Origin of the sequence: Fusobacterium massiliense (assembly GCF_900095705.1) — a bacterium.
GTDB lineage: Bacteria > Fusobacteriota > Fusobacteriia > Fusobacteriales > Fusobacteriaceae > Fusobacterium > Fusobacterium massiliense.
Map to the genome: position 1 here is coordinate 36768 of NZ_LT608327.1, position 18737 is coordinate 55504.

The 18737-nt window shown below is 26.3% G+C and carries 16 protein-coding genes; 8 read left to right on the top strand and 8 right to left on the bottom strand.

The annotated features are described in order from the left end of the window. Positions 1-142: 142 nt before the first annotated feature. The gene (locus tag BQ2505_RS04670; protein WP_074016617.1) at positions 143-1522 is read right to left on the bottom strand and encodes a dihydrolipoyl dehydrogenase family protein; all 1380 of its coding nucleotides are present in this window, start codon (positions 1520-1522) and stop codon (positions 143-145) included. A gap of 153 nt (positions 1523-1675) precedes the next feature. Between BQ2505_RS04670 and BQ2505_RS04675 the strand changes: the two genes are divergently transcribed. Continuing rightward, positions 1676-2008, top strand: a complete 333-nt coding sequence (locus tag BQ2505_RS04675) for a winged helix-turn-helix transcriptional regulator (protein WP_074016618.1) — start codon at positions 1676-1678, stop codon at positions 2006-2008. 209 nt (positions 2009-2217) lie between these two features. On the opposite strand, the gene BQ2505_RS04680 is transcribed toward BQ2505_RS04675, so the two are convergent. The 6 genes from BQ2505_RS04680 to BQ2505_RS04705 all read right to left on the bottom strand — a co-directional run bounded on the left by BQ2505_RS04680 (position 2218) and on the right by BQ2505_RS04705 (position 7808). After that, positions 2218-3189 carry a KpsF/GutQ family sugar-phosphate isomerase gene (locus BQ2505_RS04680; protein WP_074016619.1) on the bottom strand — a complete coding sequence of 324 codons (972 nt, stop codon included), beginning with the start codon at positions 3187-3189 and terminating at the stop codon, positions 2218-2220. Positions 3190-3199: 10 nt separating this feature from the next. After that, complete coding sequence (locus tag BQ2505_RS04685; protein ID WP_074016620.1) at positions 3200-3739, bottom strand: 5-formyltetrahydrofolate cyclo-ligase; 540 nt, start codon at positions 3737-3739, stop codon at positions 3200-3202. Beyond that, entirely contained in the window at positions 3732-4319 is a 588-nt protein-coding gene (locus tag BQ2505_RS04690; protein WP_074016621.1) for a uracil-DNA glycosylase family protein, read from the bottom strand. Before BQ2505_RS04690 ends, BQ2505_RS04685 begins: the two co-directional genes overlap by 8 nt. An 8-nt stretch (positions 4320-4327) precedes the next feature. Next, on the bottom strand, positions 4328-5110 hold the full coding sequence (locus BQ2505_RS04695; protein WP_074016622.1) for an MBL fold metallo-hydrolase: 783 nt from the start codon (positions 5108-5110) through the stop codon (positions 4328-4330). Beyond that, positions 5107-5826, bottom strand: a complete 720-nt coding sequence (locus BQ2505_RS04700) for an SDR family oxidoreductase (protein WP_074016623.1) — start codon at positions 5824-5826, stop codon at positions 5107-5109. Before BQ2505_RS04700 ends, BQ2505_RS04695 begins: the two co-directional genes overlap by 4 nt. A 101-nt stretch (positions 5827-5927) precedes the next feature. Further along, entirely contained in the window at positions 5928-7808 is a 1881-nt protein-coding gene (locus BQ2505_RS04705) for a spore photoproduct lyase family protein (protein ID WP_074016624.1), read from the bottom strand. Positions 7809-8194: 386 nt separating this feature from the next. Between BQ2505_RS04705 and BQ2505_RS04710 the strand changes: the two genes are divergently transcribed. Genes BQ2505_RS04710 through BQ2505_RS04730 form a run of 5 tightly spaced genes read left to right on the top strand, consistent with a single transcriptional unit; the run spans position 8195 to position 14703 of the window. Next, positions 8195-8842, top strand: a complete 648-nt coding sequence (locus tag BQ2505_RS04710; protein WP_074017328.1) for a TetR/AcrR family transcriptional regulator — start codon at positions 8195-8197, stop codon at positions 8840-8842. Between the two features lie 19 nt (positions 8843-8861). Then, on the top strand, positions 8862-10136 hold the full coding sequence (locus BQ2505_RS04715; protein WP_074016625.1) for a TolC family protein: 1275 nt from the start codon (positions 8862-8864) through the stop codon (positions 10134-10136). A 28-nt stretch (positions 10137-10164) separates the two neighbouring features. Further along, positions 10165-11232 (top strand): efflux RND transporter periplasmic adaptor subunit, encoded by a 1068-nt coding sequence (locus tag BQ2505_RS04720; RefSeq protein WP_074016626.1) that lies wholly within the window; start codon positions 10165-10167, stop codon positions 11230-11232. Then, the gene (locus BQ2505_RS04725) at positions 11232-14303 is read left to right on the top strand and encodes an efflux RND transporter permease subunit (protein WP_074016627.1); all 3072 of its coding nucleotides are present in this window, start codon (positions 11232-11234) and stop codon (positions 14301-14303) included. Before BQ2505_RS04720 ends, BQ2505_RS04725 begins: the two co-directional genes overlap by 1 nt. After that, on the top strand, positions 14296-14703 hold the full coding sequence (locus BQ2505_RS04730; RefSeq protein WP_074016628.1) for a hypothetical protein: 408 nt from the start codon (positions 14296-14298) through the stop codon (positions 14701-14703). Before BQ2505_RS04725 ends, BQ2505_RS04730 begins: the two co-directional genes overlap by 8 nt. 304 nt (positions 14704-15007) lie before the next feature. Here the strand turns inward: BQ2505_RS04730 and BQ2505_RS04735 are convergent, their stop codons facing one another. Beyond that, positions 15008-16942, bottom strand: a complete 1935-nt coding sequence (locus BQ2505_RS04735; protein WP_074016629.1) for a glycogen debranching protein — start codon at positions 16940-16942, stop codon at positions 15008-15010. 453 nt (positions 16943-17395) lie between these two features. Between BQ2505_RS04735 and BQ2505_RS08680 the strand changes: the two genes are divergently transcribed. Both BQ2505_RS08680 and BQ2505_RS04745 read left to right on the top strand, forming a co-directional pair. Next, on the top strand, positions 17396-18157 hold the full coding sequence (locus tag BQ2505_RS08680; RefSeq protein WP_161939403.1) for a hypothetical protein: 762 nt from the start codon (positions 17396-17398) through the stop codon (positions 18155-18157). 1 nt (position 18158) lies between these two features. Beyond that, positions 18159-18737, top strand: coding sequence for a Maf family protein (locus tag BQ2505_RS04745; RefSeq protein ID WP_074016631.1), 579 nt, complete (start codon positions 18159-18161; stop codon positions 18735-18737).

An 18737-nucleotide genomic window follows, 5' to 3' on the forward strand; every position in this document is an offset into this window, starting at 1 on the left:
TAGAACTTATACGGCTGTTAAGAGACATAAAATTAAATAAAAAATAGTCTCTGACGTCCGTATTAGTTTGAAGAGATTATCTTCATTAAGCTCATAAAACTCATACGGTTGTCAAGAGACTTTGTAGAAAGTTTAAGTATAATTAAGCTAATATATCATTAAAACTTTCAGTTATAATAGGGTGAGTATAAATAAAATTCTTTAAAACTTCTACTTTAATTTTTTGGTTAATAGCTAATGCTAAAAAGTTAATTATTTCATGAGATTCATAATTAAATACACTAGCACCTATAATTTCATCATTTTCATTTATTAAAATCTTAGTAAATCCTTCAGTTTCATCTATAACATGAGCTTTAGGTATAGTCATTGTTAAAGCAAATTTCTTAGTATATTTTATACGTAATCTTTGAGCTTCTTTTTCATTTAATCCAACTCTTGAATAAGGAGGATCGATAAAAGTAGAAGTAGGAATCATTACTCTATCTGATACATGTCTTTTTACTTTATCTTCTAAGATTTGAGGTAAAATTATACGGAAATCATCTAATGAAACATATGTAAATTGAGGTCCACCTTTTACATCTCCAGCAGCCCATATATTTTGAGCATCTGTTTTTAATTCGTCATTAACAACTATTTCTCCGAATTTTCCAACTTTTACATCTGTATTTTCAAGACCTAGATTATCGATATCAGGTCTTCTTCCAACGGCAACTAGTACCTTATTGAAAACTTCTTCAGAATCGTTACCTTCTCTTGTATAAACAACTTTAACTTCATCTTCTCCATTTGCAACAATTTTTTTAGTAGCTGTATTAAATAAGAATTTTATACCTTTCTTTTCCAAAGTTTCTTTTACTATTTTAGATTCATCTTCGTCTTCTCTTGGTAGGAAACTATCATCAAATTGGAATACAGTTACTTCTGTACCAAAGTTAGCAAAATAAGAAGCAAATTCTAAACCAATGTATCCAGCTCCGATAATTAATAATTTTTTAGGAAGAGCAGTTAAATCTAAAATACCTTCACTTGTAAGAACATTTTTATTGTCTGCACCTTCTATATTTAAAGTTCTTGAAACAGAACCAGTGTTGATAACTATTTTTTCAGCTTTTAAAACAACTTCTCCATCAGTTTTTTTTACTTTTACTTCATTATTTGATACAAAGCTAGCTTTACCTAAAAAAATATCTACATTTTCTGCATTTTCTAATAATAGGTAGTTTTTGTTTCTTAATTTCTTTGTCATTTCATTTTTCTTTTCCATAGATTTAACAAAGTAATCATTTTTAAAATTGTAATCTCCATCAATACCGTATTTTTTAACTTGAGATAAAATTTTAGCACTATGTACAAGAGATTTAGTAGGTAAACATCCTACATTGATACAAGTTCCACCATACATATTAGGATTTTCTTCTATAATAGCAACTTTTTTTCCACTTGCTGATACTTTAGCAGCTAAAGTTTTTCCAGCTTTTCCCCATCCGATAACCAATAAATCATATTTTTTTTCCATTTTCTTCATCTCCATTATTTAAAAAAATTTTTTATAATCTAATTAATTTGTTATAATATAAATATACCACTAAATTTTATAAAAAAAAAGTACATTCAAAAAAAATATATAGTATCTTTTTTGATACTAATGCTAAGCTAAAGGAGGGTTCATATGTCAAAATCTATCATAATTTCTAAGAATACTTGTCCAATGAATTTAGGAATAAATATTTTATCAGGAAAATGGAAATTACAAATTATATGGAATATTCAAAAAAATAAAGTTGTTCGTTTTAATGAATTGCAAAGAATGTTAGGAGATATAACTACAAAAACTCTAACTAGTCAATTAAGAGAGCTTGAAGAAAATCAGATTATAAAAAGAACAGTATTTCCAGAAGTGCCACCAAGAGTTGAATATAGTTTAACAGAAATAGGAGAAAGCATTGAACCAATTTTAAATAGTCTTTGTGATTGGGGTAAAGCATATTTAGGAAAGAAATAATATAATAAAGTCTCCTGACAGCTGTATGACTCTTCCGAGCTCACCAAAATGTTCTCCAGAGTAATACGGACATCGGAGACTAATTTTATATTAAATTTATACTTTTCTATATAATAAAAAGAGTCTCTTGACAGCCGTATGAGTTCTACGAGCTCAATAAACATAGGCTCTTCGAACTAATACGGACATCAGAGACTAACCTTGTTATTTTATCTTACTTTTAGTAAGTCATGTATTCTTATAACACCTACAAAATTTTCTCCATCAAAAACGGGCAAAACATTGATTTGAGTAGGTCTATCTTCCATAATAGAAAGAGCTTGAGTTGCCATTTGGTCTTTTTGTACTTTTGTATAGTTAATTGTCATAATATCTTGAGCTTTTAATTTGAAAAATTCTTCTTTATGTTTTAATGCTCTTCTGATATCTCCTTCAGTAATAATTCCATCAAGTATTGTATTATCATCATTCATAACACATACAACACCAAGTTTTTTTTCACTCAATAGAATAACAATTTCTTCCATACTGGAATCTTTTTTACAAAGAGCAAGAGCTGTTCCAGATTGCATAAGATTTCCAACTTTAGTAAGAAGTTTTCTTCCCAAACTACCACCGGGATGATACATTGCAAAATTTTGAGGGGTGAAATTTCTAAGTTTCATCAAGCAACCTGCAAGAGCATCTCCCATAACTAAAGCATTTGTTGTAGAAGACATTGGAGCTAAATTTAATGGACAGCCTTCTTCTTCAACATGAGTATTAAGATATAAATCAGAAGCTTTAGCAAGTCTTGAATTTATGTTTCCAGTCATTGCTATAATATATGCACCAATATTTTTGATTGCAGGCATAATAGAAATAATTTCGTCGCTTTCACCACTATTAGAAATTGCAATTACAATATCTTCTTTATTTAGAGTACCTAAATCTCCATGTAAACCTTCAGTAGAGTTCATAAAAGTGCTCGTAGTCCCTGTAGAAGCTAAAGTGGCTGATATTTTTTTACCAATAATTCCAGTTTTTCCTATACCAGTAACAACAACTTTTCCTTTGCACTCTAATATTTTTCTAGTGGCCTCAACAAAATATTTGTCTAGATTGTTCATTCTAACCTCTAAACTTTTAATTTCAATATCGTAGATATTTTTGGCAATATCTAAAATTTCTTTATCTGACATAATAAACCTCCTAATATATTTTAGTTTCAGTAATTAATTTGTCTACTTTTTTATCGTAGATATCTGTTTCAATCTCATCTTCAAAAATTTGAATATCAAAAGCAATAGCAATTTTTATTGCTTCTTTGTGAATTTCAAAAAATCTATCATAGTATCCTCTACCAAATCCCACTCTATTTTTAAGTTTATCAAAAGCAACACCCGGAGTAATAATAAGATCTATTCTTCCAGTATATTCCTCTCCATCTGGCTCAAAATTTCCAAATTTACTTTGAGTATATTTTCCTTTATCTTCAATAACTATCATTTTATCTGAACTTATAACTTTAGGTAGTACAAGAATTTTATTTTGATTTTTAATAAAATTATTTATTTTATCAGTCATAACTTCATTTTTAAAATCAAGATAGCTCATAATAATTTTGGCATTTTTAAAATTTTCATCTTCTGATAGAGCTTGAAATATTATATCACTAGCTTTTTCAATATATTCTTTTGATAGATTTTCTCGTCTTTCTCGGATAATTTTTCTAACTTCTTTTTTATTCATCCTTCATCAACTCAGCTTTTATATTTTTAATATCAGTCCAAAAATTAGTTGCTTTAACAGATTTTTTACCACTATCAGCTCTTGCCTTAATAATTTCTTCAACTTCATAAGTTAAAAGAACTTTTGTATTCCCTCTCCAATGAATAAAATTTCCTCTTTCTTCTTCAAAGTTAATTTCCCTATTTTCAACTATTTGAGCAATATCTAAGCCTAGAAAAACAACTATTTTTGGATCTATAAGAGCTATTTGCATAAATAGTAAATCAATTAATTTTTTTCTATCATCTTCATTAAAGATTTTTACTTTTAAATCTCTTTTAGTAAGAGTTGTAATATAATACATATCTGATGTAATTTCTGCTATATCAAGTAATTTAACTAAAAATTCACCACTTGAACCAACAGCAACTCTAAAATTTTCATCTTCGTATAGATTAGGATCATTTCCTATGAAAAGAATAGGGGCATTTTTATTACCCATTCCAATTTTTACTTCTCTTTTATTTTCAGGAATTAACTCTCTTCCTATATGTTCTACTTCAAATCTTATATCCTCTAAAATCTCATCAAATTTTTCCATAAACTCACCTACTCATTAATATCAAATAATTTTGTTACATCATCTTGGTTAGTTATTTCATAATTAAATCTATTTGTTGTTTTTAGAAATTCATCATTTAAAGTTTCTCTTATGATATTTGGATTATTGCTATCCTTACTAATATGAGCAAGATAAACTTTTTTTAATTTATCAGTGTACATCTCTTTTATAAATCTAGCACAATCATTATTAGATAAATGACCATTTCTACTTTTTACTCTTGCTTTTAAATTCCATGGATAAGAACAATTCATAAGCATATTATAATCATAATTGCTTTCTATAACCATGGCATCAACATCTTTAAAGTGTTCCCTAACAATATTATCTATATAACCGACATCAGTAGAAACTGCTATTTTCTGATTACTTTGATTTTCTAACCTAAATCCGACAGTTCTTACTGCATCGTGCATAACATCAAAAGGAGTAATTTTTACTTTATTATCCAATATAAAATCTCCGTCAATAAAGTTTACTAAGTTTTTATTTAACTGTCCTAATTTTAAAAGTCCAGCTTCATAACTTTCAGGAGTAATAAATAAAGGTATATCATATTTTCTAGCTATTATGCCAGCACCATTTATATGGTCACTGTGTTCATGAGTTAATAAAATAGCAGATATATCTGAAAGTTTTTTACCAATTTGTTCTAATTTTTCTTCTGTTTTTTTACAACTAAATCCAGCATCTATTAATAATTTATAGCCATCAATTTCAATAAAAGTTGAATTTCCAGCACTACCACTACCTAATACAGAAATTTTCATTTTAAAATTTGTCCTTTCTTTTTAACCTTGTGTCTTTGTGGCTTTATTGTAACATTGCTAAAAACTATTTTGTCAATATTTTTTAGTATAAATTCTACTGTGTTTGCAATATCTTTAGGCTCAATATAAGATTTTTCATCATCATCGTACTCAAAATAAGTATTATTTTCATAAAAGTTTGTTTTAGTTATATCAGGCTGAATATTTATAACTTTAACATCATACTTTCTAACTTCTTCAAATAAATTTTTAGAAAATTGACTAAGTCCTGCTTTTGTTGCAGAATAAACTGAAGCTAGTGGACTTTCTTTAACAGCTGTAACAGAGGAAATATTAATGATAGTACCTTTTACTTCTTTCAAATTTCTTAAAAAATATTGAGAAATAATAAGAGGTGCTTGTAGATTAACACTTATCATATTCTTAATTTTTGATATATTCATTTCTTCGTGCAGACCAAAATATCCAATTCCAGCTGAATTTACAATAAGTGAAAAATTTATTTTTTTAAGTTGATGTAAAGTTTTTTCAAGTTGGTCTAACTTTACTAAATCTACTTCAACAGGAATAAAATTTTCATAATTTTCAAAAATTCTTTTTTTATTTTTTATAAAAGTTCTACCAAAGCCATATACAGTATAGTTCATTTCTAATAATTTTTTAGCTATTTCATAGCCTATACCCGATGTAGCTCCTGTAACTAAAGCAATATTCATAATACTCCAATCTTTTACTCTATTAATTTCTGATGTCAATATAAGTTCAAAGAATTTATATTTCTTAAACTTATAAATTATATGATTTTCAAGAGATTTTATTACATAAAAATTTTATTTTCATCTATATATTTTAAAAGTTCATCTTTTACGAATTTTAGCATATCATTTTTTTGATTATCTGAATAAGTGTAAACACCATTCACACATTCAAAAGGATAATATAAAATCTCTGAGTCATTATTTTGACTTCGCATTTTTTTTAGATAATCTTTCGATGTTCTAAAGACTCCAATACTTATGTCAATTATTTTATTTCTATCTATGTTATAAAATAAATATTCTATCAATTCCGAATAATTTTTTTCAAACTCATTGTAATAAATAATAGGGTCAATACAAATTCTAACACTCCAACCTTTACCTTGAAGTTTTTTAATAGCTTCAACTCTACTTTTTAAACTACCAGTATTCTTCTCACTTTGTTGAACAATATCTTTAGGTGATAAAGTAAAGGCTAGTATAAAATTATCAACAGGTTCTAATTCTAAAAAGCTATCAATATTTCCTGACTTTGTTCTCATCTCTATTTTTAAATTTTGTTTATCTTTAATGAAATGGTACCATTTTTTAGAAAAATTACAAATATTTTCTATTGCTAGTAAGTCTGTGTCATATGAAACACAAAGATAAAGAGAACCTAATTTTTCATACAAGCTAGTAACCTGCTCAAAAACATTTTCTATATCCACAAAAATAACTATATTTGCAGATGGGTAAACTCCTTGTAAATAGCAATACTCACAGTCATAAATACAGTTTATAATAGACGAAGTATAATAAAAGTTATCATTATCAAAATTTTCACAGACCTTAGCTCCGGCATAAATCATATTGTCTTTATTTGAGGCTAATATTAAATTTTGACTTAGTTTTTGTAAACAGAAATCTTGATTATTACTAGAAAAAACTTCCTTATAATTTTCTATAACTATTATTTTAGCATTTTCAAACTTACTTAGTATATCCTTAGTATTTTTATGTGACAATACTTTTCTTTCAACATAGATATGAGAAAATCTTCCCTGTAAAAATAATGTATTTTTATTATTTTCTAATTCTGTTATTGATTCTTTTTTCTCAATATTATTATTTGTTTTAGCTAAACTTTTAATTTCTTCAAAGAATAACTTACCATCTTTTTTTGATTTTACTTCAACTTTTGAGTATTTTTCTAAAAAATTTATATGATTATATTTTATCTTAAAATATTTTAAAATATTCAAAAGTTCATAAGTCATTGTATCACTTAATTTCAAATTTTCTAATATTTTTTTTATCAAATCTTGTTCATCATTAGAAAAATTATTTTTATTTTCAAGTTGATAATTTAAAATTTTTAATAAAAAGTTATAAATATTACTATAAATTTTATTAAGTGAATTGTCATCTTCAAAATTTAAAATTTTTCTGTCTTTTGATAGTTCTTTTAATATATCAGAAACAATTTTTAATGTTAGAATTTTATTTTTTTTAAAAAAAATGGAAGCAGTTTGGAAAAAACCATAGGCTTCCATATCTATGTATTCTACATTCTCAATACTTTTTTCAATAACTTTATCAAAAGTACTTATACTTCCCTCTATAAAGTTATGTTTGTAAGCTATTTCAGGATAATAATTTATTTCTGAATAAGCATTTTTAATTTTATTAGCAAGAATAATATCTCCTAGATTAGATTTTTCACTACAACTAGCAACAAAACCTATATTAACTACAAAATCTTTTTCTTCAATATTTAGATTAGATACTAAATAAGTTAGAGCAACTGAAGATTTAATTCTCCCAGTTCCACTTATAATAAGTTTTACCTTATCATTTGAAAAAACTTGAAATTTAGTGTATTTATTATCTTTTTTTAAATCAAATAATAATATTAAAGGCTTAGCTTCAATATATAATGCTGTTACTATATATAACATATTTTACCTCAATCATATTTTTTATTTTATTAGAAAAGTCTAAAATTAAATATCAAAAATTAGTCTCTGATGTTTATTGAGCTCGTAGAACTCATACGGCTATCAAGAGACTTTATTTTATAACAATTATATAACAATAGTGATTTCTTAGCAATATTAAGAATAAAAATACAAAATAAAAATTTATTTTTATTGACAAAAAATAAAACTACTGCTATTATAATAAGTGACTACTCGGTCATTGACTGGCTGGTCATAGTTGTGTAGTGAAAATTAGTCTCTGATGTCCGTATTAGTTCGAAGAGCCTGTGTTTACTGAGCTTGTAAAACTCATACGGCTATCAAGAGACTCCATTATGTTATATATAGAAAGGAGTTGCATTACAATAAATAAGAATATTGATAAGAAACATTTAATTTTAGAAAAAGCAAAAGATATGATAATTTCCGATGGTTATGGAAATATTTCAATTAATAAATTAACAACGGAGCTTGGTATATCAAAAGGAAGTTTTTATACTTATTTTATTTCTAAAGATGAAATGTTAAACGAAATATTAGAAGAGTATAAAAGAGAAACTATAAAATTTATAGAATATGTGAATGAGAAAACTAACTCTATACAAGAATTTATTGAAAATTCTCTTTCCTATAGTTCTTTATTTCTAGCAGAAGAAAATACTTTAAAGTTAGAAATAGTAATGCTAAATTTAAAAAGAAATTATGAAATTTTAAATGAAGAAACTTTTAAAAAAATGAAAGAAATAGTTCACTCAATAATGGATAATATAAGAGCTAACTTATTGAAGTATATCAATGAAATAAAAATAAAAAGAGAGGATATAGAAAGATGTACAAAGCTATTATTCAGTATGATGGAATTTTATCTAGCGATGGAAAATATAGACTTTAATCAAAATAAATTTTCTGTTAAAAGTTTGGAAGAGATAAAAAAATCTTATCAAAGTAAAGAAATGAAAGATAATATAGAATTTATCAAAAACAGAATAATAGAAATTTTAATTAAAAAATAAAAAAATATTAGGAGGAAAAATGAAAAAAATAGTGGTAACTTGTTTGTTGTTAGTAAATTTTATATCTTTTTCTAAAGAAATAACTTTAGAACAGGCTATAGATTTATCACTTAATAATAGTAAAGAAGTTAAAATTTCGGAGAAAAATTTAGAAATCTCAAATATAAATGTAAGTAAAGCATTAAAAAATGCCTTACCATCATTAAATTATAGTGGGAGATATTCCATTGGTGAGCATGAAAGAAAAATATTACCTAAGAGTGAATCTATGTATTTAGATAGAAAAAGGGGTTATACTCAAAGTATAAGGATAGCTCAACCACTATTTGCTGGTGGAAGTATAATATCAACAATTAAAGGAGCTAAAGCTTATGAAAATATAGCTAGTTATACCTATTTAAAAAGCAAAATTCAAAATAGACTTGATACGATAAAAATATATTCCAATATAATAAATGCTGAAAAAAACATGGAAGCTTTAAAAAAATCTGAAAATATTTTAGAAAAAAGATATAAAAAACAAGAAGAACAATTAAAATTAAGATTAATAACAAAAACTGACTTATTAAGAACAGACTATTCATTAAAACAAATTCAATCACAAATAATAAGTAACCAAAATATGATAGACTCAAATAAAGAAAGATTGTATGTCAGAACAGGAATTGATAAAAATGAAAATCTTATCTTAAAAGATTTTGATATACCTGAAACATTAACATCACAAATAAGTTTAGACAGAGATTTAAAACAGGCAGTTGAAGAAAGTTTAACATCTAAAATAGCTTCAGAACAACATAAAGTAGCTCTTGCAACTAAAAATGCTGCTATAGGAGATATGTTACCTCAAGTTAGTGCTTTTGCTGGATATTCTACAACAGAAAGAACAACTTTTAATAGAAGTTCTAAAGATGGAGAATGGCTAGGTGGAGTAGAAGTATCTTGGAAAGTTTTTTCTTTTGGAAAAGATTTTGATAATTATAGAGTAGCTAAATTAGAAGCAGAAAAGCAAGCTTTAAATGAAAACTCAGTAAAAGAAAATGTTGAGATTGAAGTAAAAAGTGCTTATTTAGACTTGTTGAGTCTTGAAAAACAAAAAGATTCTCAAGAAAAAGCATTGGCAGCAGCAAAACTTACATTTGAACAAGATCAAGAAAGATACGATGCAGGATTGTTATCAATAATAGATTATTTAGATTCTGAAAATAAATATAGACAAGCAAGTATAAACTACAATAAAACTTTATTGGATTATTATTATGCTTTTGAAAAATACAGATCGTTGTTAATATAAATGTAATTGATTTGAAAGGAAGGAAAAAATGAAAAAAATATTGGGACTAATTCTAGCTATGAGTATATTTATAGTTGGTTGTGGAGATAAAAAAGAAAATCCTGTTGAAGAAAAAAAGATTGTAAAAAATGTAGAAGTGAATACTGTGCAAACAAGAGAAATGTCAAAACTTTTTGATTCAAGCTCTGTATGGGAACCTTTAAATAAAATAGATTTCTCAACTAATAAAGGTGGAACAGTAGAAAAAATATATAAAAGAAATGGTGAAACAGTAAAGAAAGGAGAACTTATAGTAAAACTATCAGATGCTCAAACTGAAGCTGACTTCTTACAAGCTAAAGCTAATTATCAAGCTGCAAGTTCTAATTATAATATAGCTAGAAATAATTATCAAAAATTTAAAACTTTATATGACAAGCAATTAATTTCATACTTAGAGTTTGCAAATTATGAAAGTTCCTATACAAGTGCACAAGGTAGCTTAGAAGTTGCTAAAGCTACTTATATGAATGCTCAAAACAATTATTCAAAACTTGTTGCAAGAGCTGAAATTGATGGGGTAGTTGGTAACCTATTTATAAAAGAAGGAAACGATATAGGAGCTAAACAAACTTTATTTACAATATTGAATGATAGTAAAATGCAATCTTATGTTGGAGTTACACCTGAAGCTATATCTAAAGTAAAACTAGGTGATGAAATAAAAGTAAGAATAGATGCTCTAGGTAAAGATTATGTAGCAAAAGTTGCAGAAGTAAATCCTATTGCAGATGCAACAACTAAGAATTTTAGTGTAAAATTAAGTCTTGATAATCCAAATGGAGAAATAAAAGATGGTATGTTTGGAAAAGTTATAATTCCAGTAGGTCAATCTCAAGTGTTAAGTATAGAAGATGAGGCAGTAGTTACAAGAGATTTGTTAAATTATGTCTACAAATTAGAAAATGGAAAAGCAAAATTAATACAAGTTACTGTAGGAGCAACAAATTTACCATATACAGAAATTTCTTCTCCTGAAATAAAAGAAGGAGATCAAATAATTGTTAAGGGATTATTTGGGCTTCAAGATAATGATGAAGTTGAGGTGAAAAAATAATGTCATTAGCTGGAATTTCGATACGTAGACCAGTTGCAACAACAATGGTAATGATATCATTTATTTTCATTGGTCTACTTTCGATGTTTTCAATGAAAAAAGAGTTAATACCAGATATAAAAGTTCCAGTTGTTACAATTTCTACAGTTTGGACTGGAGCAGTTAGTGAAGATGTGGAAACACAAATCACAAAAAAAGTAAAAGATAGTCTTTCAAATGTTGAAGCTGTTGATAAGATACAAACTGTATCTTCTTATGGAGTTTCTTCGGTTATTGTAAATTTTGATTATGGAGTTAATACTGATGAAAAAGTTACTCAAATTCAAAGAGAAGTTTCAAAGATAGCAAACAGTTTGCCTAAAGATGCTAATACACCACTGGTTAGAAAAGTTGAAGCTGCTAGTGGTAATATGACAGCAATTATAGCATTTAATGCAAATAGTAAGACAGCTCTTACAACTTTTATTAAAGAACAATTAAAACCTAGACTTGAAAGTTTACCTGGGGTTGGGCAAGTTGATATTTTTGGAAACCCAGAAAAGCAACTACAAATACAAGTAGATAGTGATAAATTAGCTTCATATAATTTATCTCCTATGGAATTATATAATGTTGTAAGGACATCAGTTGCAACCTATCCTATTGGGAAATTATCAACTGGAAATAAAAATATGATAATTAGATTTATGGGAGACTTAGATTATATAGAACAATATGAAAATATATTGATTAGTTCTAATGGAAATACTTTAAGATTAAAAGATGTAGCTAATATAGTATTAACAACAGAAGACCCTGATAATTTAGGTTATCTTAATGGAAAAGAATCGGTTGTTGTTATGTTACAAAAATCTTCTGATGGAGATACTATAACTTTAAATAATGCAGCTTTTAAAGCTATTGAAGAAATGAAACCATATATGCCAGCTGGGACAGAATATAGTATAGAAATGGATTCTTCTGAAAATATAAATAATTCAATTTCAAATGTTTCAAGTTCAGCTCTTCAAGGTTTAGTGTTAGCAACTATAGTACTTTTTATTTTCTTAAAAAGTTTTAGAACAACTGTATTGATATCATTAGCTCTTCCTGTTGCAATAGTATTTACATTTGCTTTCTTAGCAATGAGAGGAACAACTCTTAACTTGATTTCACTTATGGGACTTTCAATAGGTGTTGGTATGCTTACTGATAACTCCGTTGTTGTTGTGGATAATATATATCGACATATAACAGAATTAAATTCTCCTGTTATGGAAGCTGCTGAGAATGGAACGGAAGAGGTTACTTTTTCTGTTATAGCTTCTGCATTAACGACTATAGTAGTTTTTCTTCCGATATTATTTATTCCTGGACTTGCAAGAGAATTTTTTAGGGATATGTCTTATGCAATCATATTTTCAAATCTTGCTGCAATAATAGTTGCAATAACTATGATACCTATGTTGGCAAGTAGATTTTTGAATAGAAAATCTATGAAATCTGAAGATGGAAAAATATTAAAAAAAGTTAAAGAAAAATATTTGAAAATTATTAATTGGGCTTATGCACATAAGGCTAAGACAATACTTATTATGGTATTTTTATTCTTTTTCAGTATTTTAACAGGACCTAAATTATTAAAATTTGAGTTTATGCCTAAACAAGATGAAGGAAAGTACTCATTAACAGCTGAATTACAAAAAGGAACAGACTTAGAAAAGGCTCAAAGAATAGGGAAAGAATTAGAAGAAATTGTAAAAAATGATCCTCATACTCAAAGTTATATGATGTTAGTAAGTACATCGAATATTTCTGTAAATGCTAATGTTGGAAAGAAAAATACAAGAAAAGATAGTGTATTTACAATTATGGATAATGTCAGAGAAAAAGCTTCTAAGATTTTAGATGCAAGAATATCTCTAGGTAATAGTTTTTCTGGAGGACAATCAAGAAAAGATGTTGAATTTTTATTACAAGGTTCAAATCAAGATGAAATTAAACAAGTGGGGAAAGAACTTTTACAAAAACTTCAAAGTTATAATGGAATGGTTGATATATCTTCAACTCTTGATCCGGGAATAGTTGAATTAAGAATAAATATAGATAGGGATAAAATAAGAAGTTATGGAATAAATCCGGCTGTAGTTGCTCAAACGATTAGTTACTATATGCTTGGAGGAGATAAAGCTAATCCTGCAACTTTAAAAACGGATAGTGAAGAGATAGATGTTTATATAAGATTACCTAAAGAAAAAAGAACAGATGTGAATGTTCTTGAATCTTTAAATATAAAAATTGGAGATAATAAATTTATTAAATTATCAGATGTTGCAAGTTTACAGTATGCTGAAGGAACTTCTGAAATAAGAAAGAAAAATGGTATTTACACTGTTACTATTTCTGGAAATGATGGTGGAGTTGGTTTAAGAGCTATACAATCAAAAATAATTGAAGAATTTAAAAGTTTGAATCCTTCGTCAAGTATTTCATATAGTTGGGGAGGACAAACAGAAAATATGCAAAAAACAATGGGGCAATTATCGTTTGCATTGTCAATTTCAATTTTCTTAATATATGCTTTACTTGCAGCACAATTTGAAAGTTTCTTACTACCATTTATAATAATAGGTTCTATTCCATTAGCGTTAATAGGAGTTATTTGGGGTCTTGTTATTTTGAGACAACCAATAGATATAATGGTAATGATAGGAGTTATTTTACTTGCAGGAGTTGTTGTAAATAATGCTATTGTTCTTATAGATTTCATTAAAACAATGAGAATAAGAGGTTATGATAAAGAGTACTCAGTAATTTACTCTTGTGAAACAAGATTAAGACCTATACTTATGACAACAATGACAACAGTGTTAGGGATGTTACCTATGGCATTAGGACTTGGAGAAGGTTCAGAATTTTATAGAGGTATGGCTATAACCGTTATATTTGGATTGTCATTTTCAACAATATTAACATTGGTATTAATTCCAATACTTTATTCAGTAGTTGATGATTTTACTCAAAAGATATTAGAAAAATTTAGAAAAAAAGATAAGAAAAAAATTAAGGAAAAGGAGAAAATTGATGGATAATGTAAGAAATATGAATGATACAGAAAGTACAAGTTATAAGCTGATTATGTTACATATAAATGATAGTCAAGTAAGAATGTTGGAAGATTTTTTTGCTATGATAGATATTTATTACTATACAATTGAAAGTAATGTAAAAAGAGCAATAGAAAAGAATATAAAACATCAACAAACTAAAGTTTGGCCTGGTTCAGACGCTCTTATAACTTTTCCAATAGGAGATAAAAAATTAGATGAGCTTTTGATAAAATTAAAAACATTTAGAATGGCATTACCTAAAGGAATAGTAATGTCAGTAGCTATAATTCCATTTGAAAGAGTTATAAAAAGTTTATATAATGCAGATATTCCTATTGATAACGAACTTTTTAATGAAATTCAAGACAAATATAATGTTTAAAATTTTAATTTATTAATTAAAAATAGTTCGTTATAACCAGATTTCTTAACGATTAAAAATCAAGAGTTCGCTACAAATTTGGCAAAACTCGCTAACAAGTTAGCTCAGACACGCCAAGATTTGTTCGGCTCACTCTATTTGATTTTTAATCTAAAATCTGGAAAAATAACTCACTTATTTTTAAATTATCCAAAAGATAGCCCCGATGTCCGTATTAGTTCGAAGAGCCTGTGTTTATTGAGCTCGTAGAACTCATACGGCTATCAGGGGCTTATAATATAGTTTTAAAAAGATAAAAATTTAATTATTTAGCTATCATTATAATAGAAGACCTAGGAGCTAAATTATAATGAGAGTTATTAAACTCTTTTTCTAAAAAATTATCTTTATTTGTCTTTGAAGTATCTGTCAATAAAAACCATTTTTTATTTTCAAGTTTAGGCAATTCAAAGTTTAAGCCATCAGTATAAGAGTTTAACGCAATATAAAATTCTTTATCTTCATCTAAATCTTTTATTTGAAAAGCAATAGAAAGTGAATAGTAGCTTAAATCAGGTTGATTTAAGTTTACTCCATGCAAAAACAATTCCTTATTAAATTCCCAAGGTCGATCTTTTCTAAAGGTAGAATATTTTTTTCTAAAATTTATCATATTTTTAGTAAAAGAGAAAATATCTTCAAAATCTTTTTTTCTATTCCAATCGAACCAAGTTGTAATATTATCTTGACAATAAGCATTATTATTTCCATTTTGTGTTCTGGCAATTTCATCTCCCATAAGTATCATTGGTATACCTTGAGAAATAAAAAGAATCAATAACATATTTTTTAATTGTTGTTTTCTTATACTTAATATTTCAAGATTATTTGTTTTACCTTCAAAACCATAATTATATGAGTTGTTATTATTTTCTCCATCTCGATTATTTTCACCGTTTTCAAGATTATGTTTTTCATTATAACTAAGTAAATCCCACATAGTGAAACCATCATGACAAGTTATAAAATTAATACTTGAAGAAGTGCTTTTAGAATTTCTAAAAACATCTAAACTTCCAGTTAATCTCCTTGTTAAATCTTCAACTTGACCAAATTCACCTTTGATAAATTTCCTAATAGTATCTCTATAAATACCATTCCATTCACTCCAAGAATTTGGAAATTTTCCAACAAAGTAGCCACCAATATCCCAACTTTCAGATATTAGTCTAGCTTGGGATAATATAGGGTGTTCAGCAAGTTCTTTAAGAATAGAGTTTTCAATCCAGTGCCCTTTATCATCTCTACCTAAAATAGAAGCTAAATCAAATCTAAAACCATCAACATTTAAATCTAGATAACAATAAAGTAAAGAATCTATAATCATATCTTTTGCAATTTTATGATTACAATTTAATGTATTTCCACAACCAGATAAATTTAAATAATCAGCTTTTTCATTTTTAGAGTAAAAAACATCATCGGCTAAAATTTTAAAATTATATTCCGGCATATTAAGACCAGATTCTGCTGTATGGTTATAAACAAGGTCTAAAATTACTTCGATTCCATTTTTATGAAGCTCGGAAACTAAATTTTTAAATTCTTTAATTTCATTAAAAGAATTCAAATTTTTATCAGAAGAATATTTCTTAGATAAAGCAAAAAAATTGATTGGATTGTATCCCCAAACATTTCTTAAAGTATCTCCATTTGGAGTTTTATTTTTTACTAAATCATCAAATTCAAAAACTGGTAAAAATTCAATACAATTTACTCCAAGATTTTTTAAATAAGGTATTTTTTCTATAAATCCAGAGTAAGTTCCTCTATTATTGATATTAGAATTTTTATTTTTTGTAAAAAGTCCTATATGAGTTTCATAAATAATTAAATCTTTTTTGTTTTTTAAGTTTTTTTTCAAAGGAAAATTTTCTTCACTTTTTATAACGATAGCTTTTTTGTCTAAGATATTTGAATTTCCAGTAAAAGCTAAAGCATAAGGGTCAAGTACAATTTTATTATCAATATTCCAATTGTATAAAGTTCCCTCCTTGATATTATCTATGCTAATGCTCCAAATATTTCCAAATTTATTTTCATTTTCAGATAATTTATATACTTTTTTAGGTAAATTATCTTCAACATTTTCATAAAGATAAAGAAAAATATCGTCTTTTTTTTCAGAATAATAATATATAGAAAAAGTACAAACATTATCTTTTAAATAAGCACCTAGTTTTAAATCATATTTACTCATAATATTTCCTTATATTTCCTTTTAAAATTTTTATTTTAATTATATCATAAAGTAGGATAGAATTTTGACTAAATAATAAATAAATAAAGTCTCTTGATAGCCGTATGAGTTCTACGAGCTCAATAAACACAGGCTCTACGAACTAATATGGACATCAGAGACTAATTTTACTATTTAATTTTAAACTTTCTTATAGAATAAAAAAAGTCTCCTGACAGCCGTATGACTCTTCCGAGCTCACTAAAATGCTCTCCAGAGTAATACGGACGTCGGAGACTAATTTTTATATTAAATTTATACTTTCCTATAAAATAATAAAATTACTTAATTTCTTGAAAACTTAAGTCATATATGATACTATTTAATATGATGTTTGAAGTGTAATAAATATTTATTAGAGGTGTTATTTTGATAAGAAAAAAAATAATATTTCTTTATTTTTTCATTCTTTTTTTGTTAATTTTTGGATACTTTGTAAACAGTCCTTTAAAAAAAATAGGATTTTATGAAAATGTAAAGGAATATATGGGGATAATGATAATTCCAGTACTAATATTTTTTGTTTTGTATGGTATTATTTTTTCAATAAAAGAGAAAAAGAAAAAAATATTTTTAGAAATAAAATTATACTTGTCTTTGATATTTATATTTTTAGGAGTATATTTACTTATACTTTATTCCTTAGGAATATCTTTTAATACAATAAATGGATTACAATTAGATAATTCTTTCTTTAAAAGATTGATAGATGTATCTTTGTTTGAATATTATATAGGGTATTTCCCAACTTATGTTTTATATGAATTGATGAAGGCAAATATATATTTTCCATACCCTTTATCATACTATTACTATTTATTAATTGGTACGGAAGTAGTATTACTTTTTTTAATAGCTTTTAATCCAACAAGGTTATATATAAAAAATAGTAATAGAAATCGTCGTGAAAGAAAAGAAAGAAAAAGAATTGAAGAGGAATTGGAAGAACAAATTAGAATAAAAGAAGAAATAGAGAGAAAAGAAAAAATAAAGTTTGAAGAAGATAAACTTAAGGAAGAACAACTTATAAAAGAAAAAATAGAAAAGTACAAGAGTGAGAAAAAAAAGAAAAATAAGAAAAAAAAGATTAAAGGGGTTAGTACTAAAGAGAAATTTGAAAGTAAAATGGCTAATGTCTCTTTAAGAAAAACAGTTACAATTAAGGAAGATGATTAGTATGATTTTAGCATCCGGTTCTCCTAGAAGGCAGGAAATTTTAAAGGAAGTTGGATTTAATTTTAAGGTAGTAGTACCTGAAATAGAAGAAGTTAGTAAAGAAGAAGAACCTGTAAAAAAGATATTGGATATCTCTAGAAAAAAAGCAACTAGTGTTGCAGAAAAATGTACGAATGAGTATGTATTATCAGCTGATACAGTTGTAGTTGTAGATAATAAAATTTTAGGAAAACCTAAAAATGTTGAAGAAGCAAGAGAATATTTATCTTTATTATCGGGAAGAGAGCATGAAGTTATAACAGCCTATACTTTTATGAGTATAGAAAAAAATATTTTTCTTAGTGATTATTCTGTTAGTAAAGTTAAATTTTATAAACTTGATGAAGAAACAATAAATTGGTACATAGAAACAGAAGAATACAAAGATAAGGCAGGAGCCTATGGAATACAGGGAAAAGGTAGACTTTTGGTTGAGAATATAAATGGAGATTTTTTCTCAATTATGGGATTTCCTGTAGCTAGTTTTGTAAATAAATTAAAAGAAATTGGTGTAGATATAAACGAAATAAATAAATTATAA